Origin of the sequence: Bradyrhizobium paxllaeri (genome assembly GCF_001693515.2) — a bacterium.
Taxonomy (GTDB): domain Bacteria; phylum Pseudomonadota; class Alphaproteobacteria; order Rhizobiales; family Xanthobacteraceae; genus Bradyrhizobium; species Bradyrhizobium paxllaeri.
This window is the reverse complement of the sequence record NZ_CP042968.1, coordinates 776,543-796,375: the sequence shown is the minus strand read 5'-3', so window position 1 is coordinate 796,375 and position 19,833 is coordinate 776,543. Positions and strand designations below refer to the sequence as shown.

The window sequence follows — 19,833 nt, the reverse complement described above, 5'->3', positions numbered from 1 at the left end:
AAGTATCCTTCAAGAGCGCTTGCCGATCCTGCCGGCCTTCTCCGCATCGTGCCACCAGAGCGACGGTAGACCGGAACGGCCGTATTTGGGCGCCGGCTCGAAATGGCTGAACCGATCCCAGCGGGCATAACGTGAAAAGCCGTAGGTGAATTGAGGCACGAGATAGAAGTTCCACAGGAGGACGCGATCCAGCGCCCGCGTTGCTGCGATCAGACCCTCGCGGTCGGTGGCGAAGATCACTTTCTCGATCAGCGCATCGATGGCGGGATTCTTGATGCCGAGGGTGTTGCGCGAGCCCGGCTGGTCGGCCGCGGGCGAGCCCCAGAATTCGCGTTGCTCGTTGCCGGGCGACAGCGACTGGCCCCACTGATCGATGATCATGTCGAAATCGAAGCTGCGCAGGCGGTTCTGATACTGCGCGTCGTCGACGACACGAATAGAGGCGGTGACGCCGATGCGCTCCAGCGAAGGCTTGTAGAACAGCGCGATACGCTCGGCAGAAGGATCCTGGACCAGGATTTCGACTGTGACGGGCTTGCCCGAGGTGTCGACCAGCTTGCGTTCCTTCACCTCAAATCCCGCTTCCTTCAGAAGCTTGGTGGCTTCGCGCAGATTGGCGCGGACGTTTTCGGGATTGCCGCCAACCGGATTGGCGTAGGCCGTGGTGAAGACTTCCGGCGGTACCTTATCGCGTAGCGGCTCCAGCAGCGCCAGCTCCTGGCCCTGCGGCAGGCCCGAGCAGGCAAGCTCGGTGCCTTCGAAGTAGCTGTTGATGCGCTTGTACTGGCTGTAGAAGAGCTGCTTGTTCATCTCCTCGAAATCGAACGCATAGTTGAAGGCGCGACGGACCCGTGCATCCCTGAACTGCTCCCGCCGATTGTTGATGGCAAAAGCCTGCATCCGGCCGGAATCGTTGATCGGAAACTCTTCCTTGACGACGCGCTTGTCCACGACCGCCGGAAATTCATAGGCCGTCGCCCATTGCTTGGCGGAATTCTCCGCGATCCAGTCGGCCTGATCGGCCTTGAACGCTTCCAGCGCCACGAGATTGTCGCGGAAGAATTCGAAGCGCAACTCATCGAAATTGTTCTGTCCGATCCGCACCGGCAGCTGGGCGCCCCAGTAATCCTTCACCCGCTCCAGCACAACGGAGCGGCCGGCAACGAAATCCTTGATGCGGTACGGACCCGAGCCGAGCGGCTTCTCCAGCGTGGTCTGCGAGATGTCGCGCTTGCGGCCCTGCTCGTCGGTACCTTCCCACCAGTGTTTCGGCAGCACCGGAATTTCGCCGACGATGGTCGGCAGTTCGCGATTGCCCGGCGCATCGAAGGTGAACTTGATGTCGCGCTCCCCGCTTTTCTCGGACTTGACGACGTGACGATAATAGGCGGCGTAGAACGGACTCTGCTTCTTGAGCGTCTCAAGTGAGAAGATCACGTCTTCCGGCGTCACCGGCTTGCCGTCGTGCCAGCGCGCTTCCTTGCGCAGCCGATAGATGACCCAGGAGAAATCGTCCGGATGGGAGGCTGTCTCTGCGAGCAGACCGTATTCGGTCATGACCTCGTCCAGCGACTTCGCCATCAAGGTTTCGTAGATCTGGGCAGCGGCGGGGGCGAGCGAGCCTTTGATGCCAGCCACGGCGATGTTGAAATTGTCGTAGGTCCCGATCGAGATCATCCGCGCGACGCCGCCCTTGGGCGCGTCCGGATTGACGTAATCGAACCGCTTGAAGTCGGCCGGATACTTGATGTCACCGAACAGCGACAGCGCGTGCCGCCAGGCCGGTTCGCCGCTTGCGGCCTGCGCCGTTTCGATCGCGGGAAGCGTAGTCGCAATACCTAGGGCGGGAGCCATGGCGGCAACCGCGGCGCCCTGGAGAAGATGTCGTCGGGTAATGGCCAAATGCAGAATTCCTGTTGCTGATACCAGTATCCGTGCTGTCGAGGTCCGCGGCGGCCCCAGACGCGAAACCCGCAAGCACAAGGCCGAGCTAGTGAGGACCCAATATAAGGCAAGGGTTCGACGAATTACGTTGCTTTTTCCTCATGATAGCAGCTTGGGAACACCGCCGCTGCGGCGAATAGTCCCGGTAACAACTCCGCTAGTAAAGATGTGATCCCGCATAGCGAAACGGCCAGGCGATGCCTGGCCGTCGTGCCAAAGTCCGTGCCGGACGGTCAAAAGATTTTACTTCGCCGCCGTTGGCAGCGGTGCCGGTTTTTCCGACAGCGAATTCAAGTAGGCGATGACGTCGGCGCGCTCGCTGTCCTTCGCGATACCGGCGAAGCCCATCGCCGTGCCCGGAACGAAAGCCTTGGGATTGGTGAGGAACTTGTTGAGATCGTCAAAGGTCCAGTTGCCGCCCTTGGCCTTCATGGCAGCCGAGAAATTGAACCCGCCGTGGCCTGCGCCCTTCGGCTCGTTGACGACGCCGAAGAGGTTCGGGCCGACGCGGTTGGGACCGCCCTTCTCGAAGGTGTGGCAGGCCGCGCACTTCTTGGCGGCGGCGGCGCCCTTCTCGACGGAGGCGGTCTGCAACAGCTTCTCGATCGGCTCGGCGGGAGCTGCGGCTTCCTTGGCGCCACCGTGAGAGGCGTCTTCCTTCACGGCAATCTCGAAGCCCGGCTTTTCCGGCTTCACGGGCGCGAAAATCGCGTGGGCGGCAAAGCTCGTCACCAGGAGAACGAGGCAGGTGGCCAGGACGGCACCGAGAATCTTGTTGAGTTCGAAGGAGTCCATAACGGATCAGGCTCCAGGCCGGAAAGGTCGACTGAAGGCCGGCAAAACGGCCGCGGATGGGCGCGAGGAATCAGCTTTTGCGCCGCACCCTCAGCAGAGTTGAGATATCGGTTTGCCCGGGCTCTGGCAACCCGTATAAACGCGCCGAATTTCATCCCATCCCCACCAAATCCACTAGTCCGGCCGGGCCCTCAGACGATGACCGATTCCCGTATTTTGGTGCTGATCCCCGCCCGGATGGCGGCGACCCGGCTGCCGGGCAAGCCGCTCCTGGATATCGCCGGCCTGCCCATGATCGTGCACGTGCTGCGGCGGGCCGAGGAAGCCCAGATCGGCCGGGTCGCGGTGGCGACCGATACCCCCGAGATCGCCGCCGCGGTAAGGGCCGCCGGCGGCGAGGTGGTGATGACCCGCGCCTCCCATCCTTCCGGCTCCGACCGGATCCACGAGGCCATGCAGACGCTCGATCCGTCAGGTAAGGCCGAGATCGTGGTCAATTTGCAGGGCGATTTCCCGACCATCGCGCCGGATACCATCCGCGCCGCGCTGCCGCCGCTCGACGACCCCGCTGTCGATATCGCCACCCTCGCCTCGCAGATCCACACCCAGGAAGAGGACCAGGCCCCCAGCGTGGTGAAGGCGGTCGGCTCGCCGATCGGGGCGAACCGGCTGCGCGCGCTCTATTTCACCCGCGCCACCGCGCCCCACGGTGACGGCCCCCGCTACCACCATATCGGCCTCTATGCCTACCGCCGCGCCGCGCTGGAGCGGTTCGTCGCCCTGCCCCCCTCCCCGCTGGAGCAGCAGGAAAAACTCGAACAACTCCGCGCGCTGGAAGCCGGGATGCGGATCGACATCACCGTCGTCGACAGCGTCCCTCGCGGCGTCGACACCCCGGCCGACCTCGAAACCGCCCGCAAGATACTAGCCAAGGCGTGACCGGCTGCCTAAAAGGCCCGCCAGGAAAAGACAGTATGACCAAAAAGCTCAAAATCGCATTCCAGGGCGAGCCTGGCGCCAATTCCCATATCGCTATCGTCGAGGCCTATCCGGACGCCGAACCGATGCCGTGCGCGACCTTCGAGGACGCGCTGTCGGCGATCTCCTCGGGCGAGGCCGATCTCGGCATGATCCCGATCGAGAATTCGGTCGCGGGGCGCGTTGCCGATATCCACCATCTGTTGCCGGCCTCCGGCCTGTTCATCGTCGGCGAATGGTTTCTGCCGGTCCGCCATCAATTGATGGCGCCGAAGGGAACAAAGCTCTCCGACATCAAGACGGTCGAGAGCCATGTCCATGCGCTCGGCCAGTGCCGGCGCATCATCCGCAAGCTCGGCATCAAGCCGATCGTGGCGGCCGACACCGCCGGCAGCGCCCGCGACGTCTCCGAACGCAAGGACAAGAGCGTTGCCGCAATCGCCTCCCGCCTGGCAGCGCAGATCTACGGCCTCGATATCCTGGCCGAGGATGTCGAGGACGAAGCCCACAACACCACCCGCTTCGTGGTGCTGGCGCGCGAGGCGGATTGGGCCAGGCAAAACTCCGGCCCGCTGGTCACCACTTTTGTCTTCCGGGTGCGCAACCTGCCCGCCGCGCTCTACAAGGCGCTCGGCGGCTTCGCCACCAACGGCGTCAACATGACGAAGCTGGAAAGCTACATGGTCGACGGCAATTTCTTTGCCACGCAGTTTTATGCCGACGTCGATGGCCACCCCGACGACAGGGGCCTCGCCTTTGCGCTGGAGGAGCTGAAATTCTTCTCGCGCGAATTCCGCATCGTCGGCGTCTATCCGGCCCATCCGTTCCGCGCGACGTTCAGCGAAAAACAGGATTGAGGACGCGCACACTTCTGCTCGCCGAACCCTTACCGGCGAACGGCGGGTTTGCGGTCATTAAAGCGGGATGACGTTTCTTCGAATCGTCATCCCGCTTTATCGTTTTGTTTGAGCATGATCTTTTCGGAAAACCGCTACACACTTTTCCGGATCATGCTCTAGCGGCGTGGCCGATATGGCTATTGTGAAGTGGTACTCGCGGCCGTTATCGGCCGGCGTGCGCCGCCTCTCCAATCACCACCGGTTCCAGCCCCATCCCGGGCCCCATCCTGGGCGCGGGCCCCATGGGCGCGGCCCCCAAACCGGGCGCGGCCCCCAAACTGGCGGGGCACCCCACGCATAGGCGCCGTGCCATCCCGGACGCCACACGCGACGCGGGCCCCAGGCGCCATAGACGCCCCATCTTGGACCCGGACGCCACCAGCAGCGCCCCCAAGCGTTGCAGACCCAGCGGACCTGCTCGACATCGTTGGCTTGACGTGAAATCTGGTCGGCCTGCGGAAGGCCGTTCGGCATCGCCGCGGAAGCCGAAGTGGCGGTGAGCACAACGCCGGCGAGAGCGGCCAACCCAACAATAGCAGATTTGAGTTCCATGGCTCGTCTCCTTGGTTGGAGACCTCAACAACCCTTCTGACAACGTTTGGTTGCTCCTCAGATCCGAAGCCAGCACCGGGTACGCTCAAAAATGAGATGGAGAAGTCATCACGATCTGGAGGACGATCTGGAAAAGCGCGCAGCGGTTTTCCGAAAAATCATCTCAAACAAGACAAGCGGGATGACGAATTCGAAGAGGAGTAATTGGCTTTACGCAGCCACTTTCTTGTTCAGCCCGAACGCGTCCGCCAGCAGACTGTACGACTTCTTCCGCGCGTCGTGGTCGTAGACGGCGGTGATGATCATCAATTCATCGGGCTGGCTCGCCGTGATCATCGGCTGCAACTTTGCCATGATGGTCGCCGGGCTGCCGACGAAGAAGCGTGAACGGTTGCGAGCGATCGAAGCGCGCTCGGAGTCGGTGTAGTTATAGGCCAGCGCTTCCTCGACGCTCGGCAGCGGCAGGTACTGCCCGCGGTCGCGCCGCAGGCGGTTGAGGTCCATCGAGGTCGCGAGCTGTTCGGCTTCCGCATCGGTTTCGGCGGCGACCGCGGCGACGGCGAGGATGCCGTGCGGCCCCTCCCGCCAGCCGGACGGCTTGAAATGGCTGCGGTAGTTGGTCATCGCTGCGATCGCGTCGTAGGACGCGAAATGATGCGCGAACGCGAAGCCCATGCCGACCTGTGCTGCCAATTCCGAACTGTAGTCGGACGAGCCGAGCAGCCAGATCGGCGGCAGCGGCGTGTCGTCCGGCATCGCCACCACATTGTTGTAGGGATGACCGGCGGGGAAACCGCGGGTTTCCCACAACACCAGTTCGCTCAGCCGCTCGAGAAAATCGTCGCCCTCGCGGCGATCGAGCCGGCTGCGCAGCGCATGCGCGGTGGCGCCATCGGTGCCGGGCGCGCGGCCGAGGCCGAGATCGATGCGGCCGGGAAACAGCGCCTCCAGCATCTTGAAGCGCTCAGCCACGACCAGCGGCGCATGGTTGGGCAGCATCACGCCGCCGGAGCCGACACGGATGTTCTTCGTCACCGCCGCGATCTGACCGATCATCAGGTCAGGCGCGGGGCTCGCAACCGAAGCCAGGTTGTGATGCTCGGCGAGCCAGTACCTGATATAGCCGAGACCATCGACATGGCGCGCCAGATCGATGCTGTTCTGCAGCGCATGGGCCGGGCGGGTGCCAGTGGTGACGACGGAGAGGTCGAGAACGGAAAGCGGGATCATGGCGCTAAACTAGTGCGGCAATCGAAGGCGACAAAGGCCCGGTCGGCGCAGATCAGGCCCGCGCTTGTGGGGAAAGGCGTGTTGGGTAACCGCCAAAGTGTGGGACAAAATGCAACAAAATCGTAGTTCTTCATGTTGCCCAACGCATAATGTCACCCTTAATACCGAGCCGAACCAAGATCATCTCGCTGTTATAGTTAAATAAAACACACAAATGGCTTTAGCCCACAATCCCTTCCATCCCCGCCTTCATGTCAATTATTTAGTATAAAGTGGGCTATTTCCCATGGTCGATGGGCTGTTTGATCGACCCGATTTGGCCTATTTTAGCTGATCGCCGCTAGGCCTGATGTCCGCCCATCGTTTCCGGAGCTTGTGAGTGCCATGACCGACGTTACGCCCCCCGCATTCGACGGCCATCGCGTGCTGCATTCGCCCCGGATTTCCTTCGAGTTCTTTCCGCCCAAGACCGAAGAGATGGAGCGCAGCCTATGGGAGACCATCAACCGGCTGGCGCCGCTGACGCCAAATTTCGTCTCCGTGACCTATGGTGCCGGCGGCTCTACCCGCGAGCGCACCCATTCGACCATCGCGCGCATCCTGAAAGAGACCAGCCTGGTCCCGGCGGCGCATCTGACCTGCGTCGGCGCGCCGAAGGGCGAGATCGACGACGTGGTGGCGCGCTATCACGAGATCGGCGTCCGCCACATCGTGGCACTGCGCGGCGATCCCACCACCGGCATCGGCACCGCCTATCACGCTCATCCCGACGGCTATCAGAGTTCGCCCGACCTGATCGAAGGCATCAAGAAGCGCTATCCTGATATCGAGATTTCGGTCTCGGCCTATCCGGAGAAGCATCCGGAGAGCCCGACCATCGATGCCGATATCGACACGCTGAAGGCCAAGGTCGACGCCGGCGCGGCGCGCGCGATCACGCAGGTGTTCTTCGATAACGACCTCTACTTCCGCTACCTCGATCGCGTGCGCGCCCGCGGCATCGATATTCCTGTCGTCCCCGGCATCATGCCGATGCACAATTTCAAGCAGGCGCGCAGCTTCGTGACCCGCGCCGGCACCACGGTGCCGAACTGGCTCGCCGACAAGTTCGAAGGCCTCGACGACGACGCCGACACGCGCAAGCTGGTTGCCGCCACCGTTGCGGCCGGCCAGGTGCACAAACTCGCCAAGCACGGCGTCGACACCTTTCACTTCTACACCATGAACCGCGCGGACCTCGTGTTCGCGATCAGCCATCTGCTGGGCATTCGCCCCAATGGCGCACAGAAAGCCGCCTGATCCGATGACTGCCAAGATTTCGCCAAAGCGTACCGCCCTGCTCGCCGCCGCGCGCGAGCGCATTTTGGTGCTCGACGGCGCCATGGGCACGATGATCCAGGGCCTGCAGTTCGACGAAACCGCGTTTCGCGGTGAACGTTTCGCGGACTTCCATCGCGACGTCCGCGGCAACAACGACCTGTTGATCTTGACGCAGCCGAAGGCGATCGAGGACATTCACGCCGCCTATTTGCGCGCGGGCGCCGACATCGTCGCCACCAACACCTTCTCTTCGACCTCGATTGCGCAGGCCGACTACGACATGTCGGACCTCGCCTATGAGCTCAACCGCGATGGCGCCAGGCTGGCGCGCGCTGCCGCCGAGCGCGTCTCGGCCGAGGACGGCAAGCCGCGTTTCGTCGCCGGCGCGCTGGGCCCGACCAACCGCACCGCCTCGATCTCGCCCGACGTTTCCAATCCCGGCTATCGCGCCGTCACCTTCGACGATTTGCGCAAGGCCTATGGCGAACAGGTCAACGGCCTGCTCGACGGCGGCGCCGACCTCCTGCTGGTCGAAACCATTTTCGATACGCTGAACGCCAAGGCGGCGCTCTACGCCATCTCCGAAATCACTGAAGAACGCGGCATCGATGTGCCCGTGATGATTTCGGGCACCATCACCGACAAGTCCGGCCGCCTGCTCTCCGGGCAATTGCCGGAAGCGTTCTGGAATTCGATCCGCCACGCCAGGCCGATCACCGTCGGCTTCAACTGCGCGCTCGGCGCCGAAGATCTCCGTGCCCACATCGCCGATATCGGCCGCGTCGCCGACACTTTGGTTTGTGCTTACCCAAACGCCGGCCTGCCCAACGAGTTCGGCCAGTATGACGAGACGCCGGAATACATGGCGCGGCTGATCGGCGAATTCGCCGAGGCCGGCCTCGTCAACATCGTCGGCGGTTGCTGCGGCACTACGCCGGACCATATCGCAGCGATTGCCGCCGCCGTCGCCCCGCACAAGCCGCGCGTCGTGCCGGTCATCGAGCCGCGCCTGCGATTGTCGGGACTGGAGCCGTTCGCGCTGACATCAGCGATTCCCTTCGTCAACGTCGGCGAGCGCACCAACGTCACCGGCTCGGCAAAATTCCGCAAGCTGATCACCGCGGGCGACTACACCACAGCGTTGCAAGTGGCGCGCGACCAGGTCGAGAACGGCGCCCAGATCATCGACGTCAACATGGACGAGGGTCTGCTCGATTCCGAAGCCGCGATGGTGACCTTCCTCAACCTCGTCGCCGCCGAGCCTGACATCGCCCGCGTCCCTGTCATGGTCGACTCCTCGAAATTCAACGTGATCGAGGCCGGCCTGAAATGCGTTCAGGGCAAGCCGGTGGTGAACTCGATCTCGATGAAGGAAGGCGTGGAGAAATTCATCCACGAGGCCCGGATCGCACACCGCCATGGCGCAGCCGTCGTGGTGATGGCATTCGATGAAGTCGGGCAGGCCGATACGTTCGCGCGCAAGACCGAGATCTGCAAGCGCGCCTACGACATTCTCGTCAACGAGGTCGGCTTCCCGCCCGAGGACATCATCTTCGATCCGAATATCTTTGCGATCGCGACGGGCCTCGAGGAGCACAACAATTACGGCGTCGACTTCATCGAGGCGACGCGCTGGATCCGCCAGAACCTGCCGGGCGCGCATGTCTCCGGCGGCGTGTCCAATCTCTCGTTCTCGTTCCGCGGCAATGAGCCGGTGCGCGAAGCGATGCACTCGGTGTTTCTGTATCACGCCATTCATGCCGGTATGGATATGGGCATCGTCAATGCCGGGCAGATGATCGTCTATGACGACATCGACCCCGCGCTGCGCCAGGTGTGCGAGGACGTGATCCTCAACCGCGACCCCGGCGCAGCCGAGCGACTGCTGGCGCTGGCGGAAAAATTCCGTGGCAAGGAGAAGCAGGGCAAGGAGCAGGATCTCGCCTGGCGCGAATGGCCGGTCGAGAAGCGGCTGAGCCACGCGCTGGTACACGGCATCACCGAATTCATCGAAGAGGATACCGAGGCCGCGCGCAAAACGGTGGAGCGGCCGCTGAACGTGATCGAAGGGCCGCTGATGGCCGGCATGAACGTCGTCGGCGATCTCTTTGGCGACGGAAAGATGTTCCTGCCGCAGGTGGTGAAGTCCGCCCGCGTAATGAAGCAGGCCGTCGCCTATCTGATGCCGTTCATGGAAGAGGAAAAGGCGCGCAACCTCGCCAATGGCGTGACCGGCGATGGCCGCAATGCCGCCGGCAAGATCGTGCTCGCGACCGTGAAGGGCGACGTCCACGACATCGGCAAGAACATCGTCGGCATTGTGCTGCAATGTAACAATTTCGAGGTGATCGACCTCGGCGTCATGGTGCCTGCCAACAAGATCATCGAGACCGCCAAGGCCGAAGGCGCGGATATCATCGGGCTATCAGGCCTGATCACGCCCTCGCTCGACGAGATGAGCTTTCTGGCCGGCGAGATGGAGCGACAGGGCATGAAGATGCCACTGTTGATCGGCGGTGCCACGACGAGCCGCGTGCACACTGCGGTCAAGATCGACCCGAACTACAAGGGCGGGCCGGTGGTTCACGTCAACGACGCCAGCCGCGCCGTCGGCGTCGCGTCGTCGCTGCTCTCGCCCGACAAGCGCGAGGCTTATGCCGCCGACGTCCGCGCCGAATACGCCAAGATATCCGACGCGCATTTCCGCGCGCAGGCCGACAAGAAGCGGCTGAAACTGGCAGATGCACGCGCCAACGCGGTCAAGGCCGACTTTGCCAAAATGCCGCCGAAGAAGCCGGCATTCCTCGGCATCAAGAGCTTTGACGCCTATGATCTGGCCGAGCTTGCCGAATACATCGACTGGACGCCGTTCTTCCAGACCTGGGAACTGACCGGGCGCTTCCCCGCCATCCTCAACGATCCCAAGATCGGCGAAGTCGCGCGCTCGCTCTATGACGACGCGCGCAAGATGCTGGACCGCATCATCAAGGAGAAATGGTTCACCGCGCGCGCCACTATCGGCTTCTGGCCGGCCAACGCCGAGGGCGACGATATCACCGTCTATGCCGACGATACGCGGAAGCGGAAGATTGCAACCCTCCACACGCTGCGCCAACAACTGGAGAAGCGCGAAGGCCGCTTCAACGCGGCGCTGTCGGATTTCATCGCGCCGGTGGCGTCGGGCGTGCCGGACTATATCGGCGGCTTCGTCGTCACCGCGGGGATCGGCGAGGACGCGGTGGCCGATCGCTTCAAGAACGCCAATGACGATTATTCCTCGATCCTGTGCAAGGCGCTGGCCGACCGGCTCGCCGAAGCCTTCGCCGAGCGGATGCACCAGCGCGTCCGCAAGGAGTTCTGGGGCTACGCGCCGGACGAGGCGCTGACCTCCGATCAGCTCATCCTCGAACAATATGCCGGCATCCGCCCTGCCCCCGGCTATCCCGCGCAGCCCGATCACACCGAGAAGGCGACGCTGTTCCGCCTGCTGGACGCGGAAAACACTGCCGGCGTAAAGCTGACCGAGAGCTTTGCGATGTGGCCGGGCTCGTCGGTATCGGGGCTTTATTTCTCCCATCCCGAAAGCTTCTATTTCGGCGTCGGCAAGATCGAGCGCGACCAGGTCGAGGACTATGCGGCGCGCAAGGGCATGGCGGTGGCGGAGACCGAGCGCTGGCTCGCGCCGGTGCTGAATTACATTCCCACCCAGGAGCGGGCTGCGGCGAAGGCACCGGTGGCGGAAATCGTGCCCGCCAACGACGTCGCCTCGCACCCGCCCGGCTGCACCTGCGCCGTGCACCTGGCCTGGCGCAAAAAGGCAGTGGGAGCAGGCTAACACTTCACCCTCCCCTGTGTTCAGACCGGAGACAAGGTGGACGGGTGTTCGGAGACATCGTGGACACTTTCGACAGCGAATCAAGGAGGCTGTCGGATGCCGTTCCGCGAGGTGTGCCGGATGGACACGAGATTGGAATTTGTGATGTTGGCCTCGGTGGAGGGAGCCAATGTTCGGCAGCTGTGCCGGCGCTTCGGCGTGAGCCCGACGACTGGCTACAAATGGCTGGAACGTTGGCGGCTGCAAGGAACGGCGGGGCTTCACGAGCTGTCACGTCGGCCGCAGAATTCGCCGTCGCGCAGCGCCGCAGCGACGGAGAAAGCTGTCCTTTCGGTCCGCGCGGAGCATCCGGCCTGGGGCGGTCGCAAGATCGCCAGGCGGCTGAAGGATCTGGGACGGGAAGCCATTCCGGCGCCCTCGACCGTGACGGCGATCTTGAAGCGGCACGGGGTCGAACTGGGCGCACATGGCGGCGGTCAGTCCGCCTTCACCCGGTTCGAGCGGTCGCGGCCGAACGAGTTGTGGCAGATGGACTTCAAGGGCCACGTGGCCCTGCATGCCGGCCGGCTTCATCCGCTGACCGTGCTCGACGATCATTCCCGCTTCTCCGTGCTGCTTGCGGCCTGCGCCAACGAGCGGACCGAGACGGTCCGCCAGCAGCTCATCATCGCCTTCCGCCGCTACGGCCTGCCGGAGCGGCTGATCACCGACAACGGTTCGCCCTGGGGCGACGGACCGGGCAACCCGTTCACTCCGCTCGGGGTCTGGCTGATCGAGCATGGCGTCAAGATCAGCCATTCGCGGCCCTATCATCCACAGACCATGGGCAAGGACGAACGCTTCCATCGCAGCCTCAAGGCCGAGGTGCTGTCCGGTCCGCCGTTCGCCGATCTCGCCGCGGCCGAGCGCGCCCTCGATCGCTGGCGCAACGTCTACAACACACAACGGCCGCACGAGGCGCTCGAGCTTGCTGTCCCGGCCAGCCGCTATCAGCCGAGCCCGCGCGACTATGTCGAGATCGTCGCGCCCTTCGAATATGCCTCGGACGACGTCGTGCGCCGTGTTCAGCAAGGCGGTCACGTCAGCCTCCTCGGCCGCGCCGTCAAAGTTCCCAAAGCCTTCCGCGGAAGGGCTGTGGCGTTCCGACCCACTACACACGATGGCGTCTTCGACGTTGTCTTCAGAACCCAGATGATTGCAACCATCGACATCCGGCCCCTCGACCGCGAGCCCGAAAGTGTCCACGATGTCTCCGAACACCCGTCCACCTTGTCTCCGGTCTGAACAACCTGGAGGGGGAGGGTCGACGCTCATGCAATGAGCGGCGGGGCGGGGTGACGGTCCCTCCGCTCGAACAGTGCCCGAGTTGAAAGACTGTCACCCCGCCCCGTCTCGCATTGCGCTTCGCTCCATGCGAGCCTACCCTCCCCCTCCAGGGGAGGGTGAAGCACGTCATCGCCGCCACAGCCCGATCATCATCACCGGGCTTGACCCGATGATCCATCTTCACAAGACTCTCGCGAAGGTGATGGATGCCCGGATCACGTCCACGGCTGTCCGGTTTAATTTTTGTAGACAAGGCGCATGGCGTTGATTCTTCTGTGCTCCAAGCGTTTGGCGACGTTTTGGGACACGGAGAAGGATCAAGCCATGCTGCATCAGAATAGCGTATTCCACGGACTTCTAAAGCACGTTCCATGGCATCGGTTCGACAGGCTTGTGGAGGAGCATGGAGCCGATGCGCGGGTGCGCCGGTTGTCGACCAAGAGCCAGTTGGTGGCGCTGCTTTATGGTCAGCTTTCGGGGGCGGCGAGCTTGCGCGAGATCGTGGCAGGACTTTCGAGCCATGCTGTGCGGCTCTACCATGTGGGCGCGGCACCGGTTCAACGATCGACCTTCTCGGATGCGAACGCACAGCGGCCTGCCGCCGTGTTCACCGAACTGTTGGCGATAATGATGAAGCAGGCGCATCGCGGGCTGCGTCGCAAGCTTGCCGAGACGACCTACCTGATCGATGCCACGAGCGTGCGCTTGAACGAACACAGCGCCGGCTGGGCGCGGTTCTCGGCGGGGGTCTGCGGTGCCAAAGTGCACGTAATTTACGACGCCGACGCCGATCGCCCAATCTATGCCGCGGTCACTCCGGCCAACGTCAACGACATCACCATGGCCCAGCAAATGCCGATCGAGCCGGGCGCCACTTATGTCTTCGATCTCGGTTATTACGACTATGCCTGGTGGGCCGCGCTCGATGCCGCCGGCTGCCGGATCGTCAGCCGCTTCAAATCCAACACGCCGCTCGACGTGGTGGAGGAACTGCCCGTCATCCCGGACGGCAACATCCTCTCCGACCGCATCGGCTTCCTTCCCGCACGCCAGGCCAAGAGCCGCTGCAATCCAATGCAGGATGCGGTACGCGAGGTCCGCATCATGACCGATACCGGAAAGATGCTGCGTATCTTGTCGAATGATCTCGATGCCAGCGCACAAGAGATCGCTGATCTCTATCGTCGACGCTGGGCCATCGAGTTGTTCTTCCGCTGGATCAAGCAGACCCTCAAGATCACTCGCTTCGTCGGCACATCCGAGAATGCCATACGCATCCAGATTGCGGTCGCGCTCATCGCCTTCCTGCTGCTGCGCCTGGCCCAGGCTGCACAGAAAGCCGTTCCAAGCCCAACCGTCTTCAGCAGGCTGGTTCGGGCCAACCTCATGCACCGCCGATCGATCGACAAGCTGCTCGAACCATCGCCAATCGTCCAAGATCAGCGGCAGATGAGCCTAAGTCTATGCTAAAACTAAACCGGACAGCCGTGGATCACGTCCGGGCATGACGCCGGAGTGTACTCTGCCATGAAATTCTTCTCGTTCTGGCGATCGCTGGCGAGCTTTCGGGTTCGCATTGCGCTCAACCTGAAAAATGTCCCGGCCGACGTGATCTTCGTCGACCTCGACGCCAACGCGCATCGCGATCCCGAATATCGCAAGGTCAATCCGCAGATGGCGCTGCCGGCGCTGGTCGAGGATGACGGCACCACGCTGTTCCAGTCGCTCGCCATTCTCGAATATCTCGACGAGAAATATCCCTCCCCGCCGCTGCTGCCCGCCGACCTAAACGGCCGCGCCCGCGTGCGTGCGCTGGCGCTGATGGTGGCCTGCGAGGGCCATCCCCTGCTGACGCCGCGAGTGCGCCGCTATCTCGATCACGAACTGAATCTGCGCGACACCCAGCAGGCGGCCTGGCGCCGACACTGGATCGTGGAGACGCTGGCGGCGCTGGAGGGACATCTCGCCGATAACAAGGACACCGGAAAATTCTGCCACGGCGATGCGCCGACGCTGGCCGATATCTGCATGGTCGGCCACGTCACCGTGGCGGTAACGCAGCAGATCGATTTGAAAATCTATCCGACCGTGAAGCGCATCTTCGAAACCGCGATGGCGCTGCCGGAGTTCGCGAAAGCCCATCCGCTGGCACAGCCGGATACGCCCGAGGCGATGCGGGCGAAGGGGTGATGAGCGCGGCTCGCTATCCGGCGACGCGGCTCTCTCCGCACCCGACCAGAAAAATCGTGAAAACAACCCCATGCAAAGTAGGATTGAGGCCGGCTCGCGCTCGTGCGAGCGCAGCCGTAGGGTGGGCAAAGGAGCGTAGCGACGTGCCCACCATTCCCTCGGCATAGAAGGTGGGCACGCTGCGCTTTGCCTACCCTACAACAGCAACAGCCACTCACCCCTTCGGCGGGGCCAGCGCCTGCACGATTTCCTGGAACGGCGACAGCGCCTCGCACCGCTCGGAATGCGCCTTCAGCGCGGGATAGCGATCACCGAACAGCGCGGGATGCGCCTCGCCGGTGAAGCGCAGCACGCAGGCCACCGCAATATCGGCATGGCCGATCTTGTCGCCGGACCAATAGGGCGTCTTGACTTCGGCCCGCTCCTTTTCCAGCATCTCCAGCACGCCTGATATCTGCGCCTTGCAGCGCTCGACCCAGAGATCGAGCTGCTTCTCCTTGCGCAGCACGCGCTCGTACAGCAGGCTGACGCCCTTGTCGCCGAGCCCCATCGCCAGCGCGCAGATCCGCAAATGCCGCCAGCGCGCCTCGCCGCTCCGCGCGATCATCGCCTTGTCGGCGCCGACGCGGTCATCGAGATAATCCAGCATCATCGCGCTCTCGATCAGCGCTTCCCCGCTATCCAGCACCAGCGTCGGCACCCGCCGCAGCGGATTGTAGGCCGCGATCTTGTCGGCATCGCCAAAGGTCGACCACGGTTTGTGCTCGAATTCGATGCCGTAAAGCCGCATGGCGATGGCGACACGGCGGACGAAGGGAGAGTCGAATTGGCCGATCAGGATCATGGTTCTTTTTGCTCTCTGCTTGTCATGGCCGGGCTTGACCCGGCCATCCATCCTTCTTCAGATAGAATCTTAGTTTGATGGATGCCTGGATCAAGTCCGGGCACGACAATCCGAGCCAGGAATCGACCATGTTGCGTTCATTTGCCCCCGTGCTGTTCCTGCTGACATTTGCCGCGACGGCCCATGCCCAAACCGCCCCCACCGGCTTCCAGTCGCCGTCCAAAAACGTCGCCTGCCAGTATTTCGACTACGACAAGCAGAACGTGCTCCGCTGCGACATCAGCGCGATGGAAACCAAGTCGCGCCGTCCCGCCGATTGCGAGCTCGACTATGGCGGCGCCTTCGAGATGAACGCCAAGGGTGCGGCCGCGCGCATCTGCCACGGCGACACCGTAATGGACAAATCGCTGCCGGTGCTGGGCTATGGTGAGGTCTGGCAGCGCGGGGGATTTACGTGCAAGTCGGAGCAGACGGGTGTGACGTGCTTCAACACCGATCGCCGTGGGTTTTCGCTGGCGCGGGCGAAGCAGGAGGTGTTTTGAGAAATGCTCCGAAAGCGCCGCAAGCACATCTGTCATACTCCGCCACCGGGTCTCGCCTTTGGCGAGCCCGATGACAGGCTCCAGCGGAGTATCCAGTACGCCGCAGCCGCTCGGCCCTATCGCAACTGCTCTGGAATACTGGAAACGTGAATCCATCTCCCCGCATGCGCGGGGATGACAGCCGACAAAGAGGACGCGTTAGTGCCTCACTCAACCACCGGCAGATGCGGCGCGGCATCGAGCGGCACGGTGCCGTCGAGTCGCGGATCATCGATCACCTCGATTTGCCGCCGGAAGGCACGAAAGCCCGTGCGCTGGTAGAACGCCATCGCGGCGGGATGATCGAAGGTGCAGGTGTGCAGCCAGAGGCGATCAATCGGGCGCGACCAGGCGATATCAAGCGCGCGATTCATCAGCCAGCGCCCCGCGCCGCTACCGACCAGCTTTGCGGTGACGCCGAACATCACGATCTCGCATTGGCCGGGCTTTGCAAAATTCAGCTCGAGCAGGCCCTCGTCGCTGCCGACATCGACCAGCGCATAAACTTCGAGCTGCGGTGAATGCAGGTGAGCCGCGAGTTCGGCATCGCGCATCCTGATCCGCGAAACCCACAGCCATTGCTCGCCGATACGGCGGTAGAGGTCGCGAAACCAGTCCAGCGGCGGCGTCTCGACCCGGCGCAACGTCCAGGCGCCAGCGGGATCGGGGCGCGGCACGGGACGCGCGGTCATTTCCAGGTGCGTGACGATGGCGGCGACCTTGCCATTGGGGATATCGGAATAGCCGTCGGGCACGATCAATTGACGTCACTCCCCTTCATCGCTCGCCAGCACGCCCTTCACGGCCCGCGCCCAGCCGGCGAGTTTGCGGTCCCGCGTCGCTTTGCTCATGTTGGGTTTGAAGCGATGTTCGAGCCGCCAGTTGTCGGCGAACTTTGCGGGCTCGGGATAGACGCCGGCATGCAGGCCGGCGAGATAGGCGGCGCCGAGCGCGGTGGTTTCCTGGATCACCGGGCGGTCGACCGGGGCGTCGAGGAGATCGGCGAGGCGCTGCATGGTCCAGTCGGACGCCGTCATGCCGCCGTCGACGCGCAGCACGTTGGCGGCCTTCTCGCCCGGCCAGTCGGCGCGCATCGCCTCGCGGAGATCGAAGGTCTGGTAACAGACACTCTCCAGCGCCGCATGCGCGAGCTCGGCGGGGCCGGTGTTGCGGGTCAGCCCGAACAGCGCGCCGCGTACGCGCGGATTCCAGTAAGGCGCCCCCATGCCGACGAAGGCCGGCACCAGATAGACGCTTTGCATGGGATCGGATTTGTCGGCGAGCGGGCCGGTCTCGGATGCCTGCTTGATGATACCGAGGCCGTCGCGCAGCCATTGCACGGCGGAACCTGCGACGAAGATCGAGCCTTCCAGCGCGTAGGTGCGCTTGCCGTTCAATTGATAGGCGATGGTGGTGAGCAGCTTGTTCTTCGAAGCGACCGGCGTGGTTCCGGTATTGAGCAGCGCAAAGCAGCCGGTGCCGTAGGTCGACTTGATCATGCCGGGCTCGAAGCAGGCCTGGCCGATGGTCGCGGCCTGCTGGTCGCCGGCGATGCCGGATATCGCGATCGAACCGCCGAACAGGTCTGGCACGCAGTCGCCGAACTTGGCGGAGGAGTCCTTGACCTCCGGCAGCATCGAGTGCGGCACGCGCAACAGCTTCAGGAGCTCGTCGTCCCACTCGCCGGTGTGGATGTTGAACAGCAGCGTGCGCGAGGCGTTGGTGGCGTCGGTCGCGTGCACCTTGCCGCCGGTCAGCCGCCACAGCAGATAGCAATCGACGGTGCCGAACATCAGTTCGCCGCGGCCGGCGCGTTCGCGCGCGCCGGGGACGTGGTCGAGGATCCAGGCGACTTTGGTGCCGGAGAAATAGGGATCGATGATCAGGCCGGTTTTCGCCGAAATCGCGGGCTCGTGGCCTTCATTCTTCAGTTTGGCGCAGATGTCGGCGGTGCGGCGGTCCTGCCAGACGATGGCACGGTGCACCGCCTGCCCGGTGGCGCGGTCCCAGACCACGGTCGTCTCGCGCTGGTTGGTGATGCCGATGGCGGCGATGTCCTTGGCCGTGAGGCCGGCCTTCTCCAGCGCCTGGCGGCAGACCATCACGGTCGAAGTCCAGATGTCCTCCGGCTCGTGCTCGACCCAGCCGGAGGCCGGGAAATGCTGCTGGAATTCGGCTTGCGCCGTCGCAGCGATGGAGATGTCGCTGCGGAACACGATGGCGCGCGAGGACGTGGTGCCCTGATCGATGGCCAGCACAAAGGACATGACGTTGCTTCCCCGGGGAGGATTGTTGGTTGCCTGAAGCAATCCGATTGGGAAAGGTTCGTCAATATGAAGGCGGCGGGACCTTCCTTACCCTCCCCTGGAGGGGGAGGGTCGGGACGGATCGAGCGAAGCGAGATACGTGACGGGGTGGGGTGATCTCTCAACTCGGGCACTGTTGGATGTGGAGAGACCGTCACCCCGCCCCGCCGCTTCGCGGCGACCCTCCCCCTCCAGGGGAGGGTAAGAGATCATGTCGCCGCTGTCGTAACGCCACCATCCACCACGATGGTCTGGCCGGTCATGAAGGTCGACGCGTCAGACGCCAGATAGGCCACCGCTCCGGCGATTTCGTCGGGCTCGCCGATGCGGCGCAGCGGGGTACCTGATGTGCGGCGCTTGAGGTTGTCAGGGTCTTCCCACAACGCCCTCGCGAAATCGGTTTTGACGAGGCCCGGCGCCACGCAATTGACGCGGACGCCCTTCGGGCCCCATTCGCCGGCAAGGCTGCGGCACAGCGCGAAATCAGCCGCCTTCGAGATGCCGTAGGCGCCGATCACGGTGGAACCGCGCATGCCCCCGATCGAAGAGATGATCACCACCGAGCCGTTGCCGCGCTCGGCCATCTGCGGGATCGCCAGCGCGCAGAGCCAGATGTTGCTCTTGACGTTAGAGCCCATGATCTTGTCGAAGGCCTCGTCCTTGATGTCGAGCAGCGGGCCGTAATACGGATTCACCGCGGCGTTGCAGACGAGGATGTCGACCTTGCCGTAATGCTTGGTGGTGCCTGCGACCAGCGCCTCGACTTCCTCGCGGCGCGAGATGTTGCAGGGAATGACATGGGCATCGCCGCCGGCCTTCTTGATGCCCTCGGCGACTTCGTGGCAGGCGTCGGCCTTGCGGCTGGAGATCACGACCTTGGCGCCGAGCTTGGCCAGCAGTTCGGCGGAAGAGCGGCCGATGCCGCGGCTGGAGCCGGTGATGATGGCGACCTTGCCGGTGAGATCGAACGGGGTGTTTTTCATTGTTGTTGCCTCCGCTTGCTCCGCACGCACCACTGTCATCGCCCGGCCTT

General features: G+C 63.4%; 15 protein-coding genes. 8 read left to right on the top strand and 7 right to left on the bottom strand.

The window, feature by feature from the left end:
- Nucleotides 1–9 precede the first annotated feature (9 nt).
- Both LMTR21_RS03695 and LMTR21_RS03690 read right to left on the bottom strand, forming a co-directional pair.
- Nucleotides 10–1,854: an extracellular solute-binding protein gene (locus tag LMTR21_RS03695; RefSeq protein ID WP_065753263.1), complete on the bottom strand. Its 1,845-nt coding sequence runs from the start codon at nucleotides 1,852–1,854 to the stop codon at nucleotides 10–12.
- 333 nt (nucleotides 1,855–2,187) lie between these two features.
- Nucleotides 2,188–2,739 (bottom strand): c-type cytochrome, encoded by a 552-nt coding sequence (locus tag LMTR21_RS03690; RefSeq protein ID WP_065753264.1) that lies wholly within the window; start codon nucleotides 2,737–2,739, stop codon nucleotides 2,188–2,190.
- 198 nt (nucleotides 2,740–2,937) lie between these two features.
- Between LMTR21_RS03690 and LMTR21_RS03685 the strand changes: the two genes are divergently transcribed.
- Entirely contained in the window at nucleotides 2,938–3,678 is a 741-nt protein-coding gene (locus LMTR21_RS03685) for a 3-deoxy-manno-octulosonate cytidylyltransferase (RefSeq protein ID WP_065753265.1), read from the top strand.
- 35 nt (nucleotides 3,679–3,713) lie between these two features.
- A complete protein-coding gene (locus tag LMTR21_RS03680) occupies nucleotides 3,714–4,574 on the top strand; it encodes a prephenate dehydratase (protein ID WP_065753266.1) in 861 nt (286 codons plus the stop codon).
- A gap of 804 nt (nucleotides 4,575–5,378) precedes the next feature.
- Here the strand turns inward: LMTR21_RS03680 and LMTR21_RS03670 are convergent.
- Nucleotides 5,379–6,398: an LLM class flavin-dependent oxidoreductase gene (locus tag LMTR21_RS03670; RefSeq protein WP_065753267.1), complete on the bottom strand. Its 1,020-nt coding sequence runs from the start codon at nucleotides 6,396–6,398 to the stop codon at nucleotides 5,379–5,381.
- A 384-nt stretch (nucleotides 6,399–6,782) separates the two neighbouring features.
- On the opposite strand from LMTR21_RS03670, the gene metF reads away from it, so the two are divergent.
- From metF to maiA, 5 genes are all read left to right on the top strand, one after another.
- Nucleotides 6,783–7,697, top strand: a complete 915-nt coding sequence (gene metF / locus LMTR21_RS03665; RefSeq protein ID WP_065753268.1) for a methylenetetrahydrofolate reductase [NAD(P)H] — start codon at nucleotides 6,783–6,785, stop codon at nucleotides 7,695–7,697.
- Between the two features lie 4 nt (nucleotides 7,698–7,701).
- Nucleotides 7,702–11,553, top strand: a complete 3,852-nt coding sequence (gene metH, locus LMTR21_RS03660) for a methionine synthase (protein WP_065753275.1) — start codon at nucleotides 7,702–7,704, stop codon at nucleotides 11,551–11,553.
- Between the two features lie 96 nt (nucleotides 11,554–11,649).
- The gene (locus LMTR21_RS03655) at nucleotides 11,650–12,837 is read left to right on the top strand and encodes an IS481 family transposase (RefSeq protein ID WP_065750742.1); all 1,188 of its coding nucleotides are present in this window, start codon (nucleotides 11,650–11,652) and stop codon (nucleotides 12,835–12,837) included.
- Between the two features lie 366 nt (nucleotides 12,838–13,203).
- On the top strand, nucleotides 13,204–14,349 hold the full coding sequence (locus LMTR21_RS03650) for an IS4 family transposase (protein ID WP_148635931.1): 1,146 nt from the start codon (nucleotides 13,204–13,206) through the stop codon (nucleotides 14,347–14,349).
- 57 nt (nucleotides 14,350–14,406) lie between these two features.
- Entirely contained in the window at nucleotides 14,407–15,069 is a 663-nt protein-coding gene (maiA, locus tag LMTR21_RS03645) for a maleylacetoacetate isomerase (protein WP_065756785.1), read from the top strand.
- A 214-nt stretch (nucleotides 15,070–15,283) separates the two neighbouring features.
- Here maiA and LMTR21_RS03640 read toward each other — a convergent pair whose 3' ends face one another.
- Entirely contained in the window at nucleotides 15,284–15,913 is a 630-nt protein-coding gene (locus tag LMTR21_RS03640; protein WP_065756788.1) for a glutathione S-transferase family protein, read from the bottom strand.
- A 128-nt stretch (nucleotides 15,914–16,041) separates the two neighbouring features.
- Here LMTR21_RS03640 and LMTR21_RS03635 point away from each other — a divergent pair, with 128 nt between their 5' ends.
- Nucleotides 16,042–16,455 carry a DUF6636 domain-containing protein gene (locus tag LMTR21_RS03635; protein ID WP_148635930.1) on the top strand — a complete coding sequence of 138 codons (414 nt, stop codon included), beginning with the start codon at nucleotides 16,042–16,044 and terminating at the stop codon, nucleotides 16,453–16,455.
- A gap of 206 nt (nucleotides 16,456–16,661) precedes the next feature.
- On the opposite strand, the gene LMTR21_RS03630 is transcribed toward LMTR21_RS03635, so the two are convergent.
- From LMTR21_RS03630 to LMTR21_RS03620, 3 genes are all read right to left on the bottom strand, one after another.
- Nucleotides 16,662–17,255 carry a GNAT family N-acetyltransferase gene (locus LMTR21_RS03630; protein ID WP_065756786.1) on the bottom strand — a complete coding sequence of 198 codons (594 nt, stop codon included), beginning with the start codon at nucleotides 17,253–17,255 and terminating at the stop codon, nucleotides 16,662–16,664.
- A 6-nt stretch (nucleotides 17,256–17,261) separates the two neighbouring features.
- Nucleotides 17,262–18,761 carry a glycerol kinase GlpK gene (gene glpK, locus LMTR21_RS03625; RefSeq protein ID WP_065756787.1) on the bottom strand — a complete coding sequence of 500 codons (1,500 nt, stop codon included), beginning with the start codon at nucleotides 18,759–18,761 and terminating at the stop codon, nucleotides 17,262–17,264.
- A 248-nt stretch (nucleotides 18,762–19,009) separates the two neighbouring features.
- Nucleotides 19,010–19,783, bottom strand: coding sequence for an SDR family NAD(P)-dependent oxidoreductase (locus LMTR21_RS03620; protein ID WP_065756790.1), 774 nt, complete (start codon nucleotides 19,781–19,783; stop codon nucleotides 19,010–19,012).
- Between the last annotated feature and the right edge of the window lie 50 nt (nucleotides 19,784–19,833).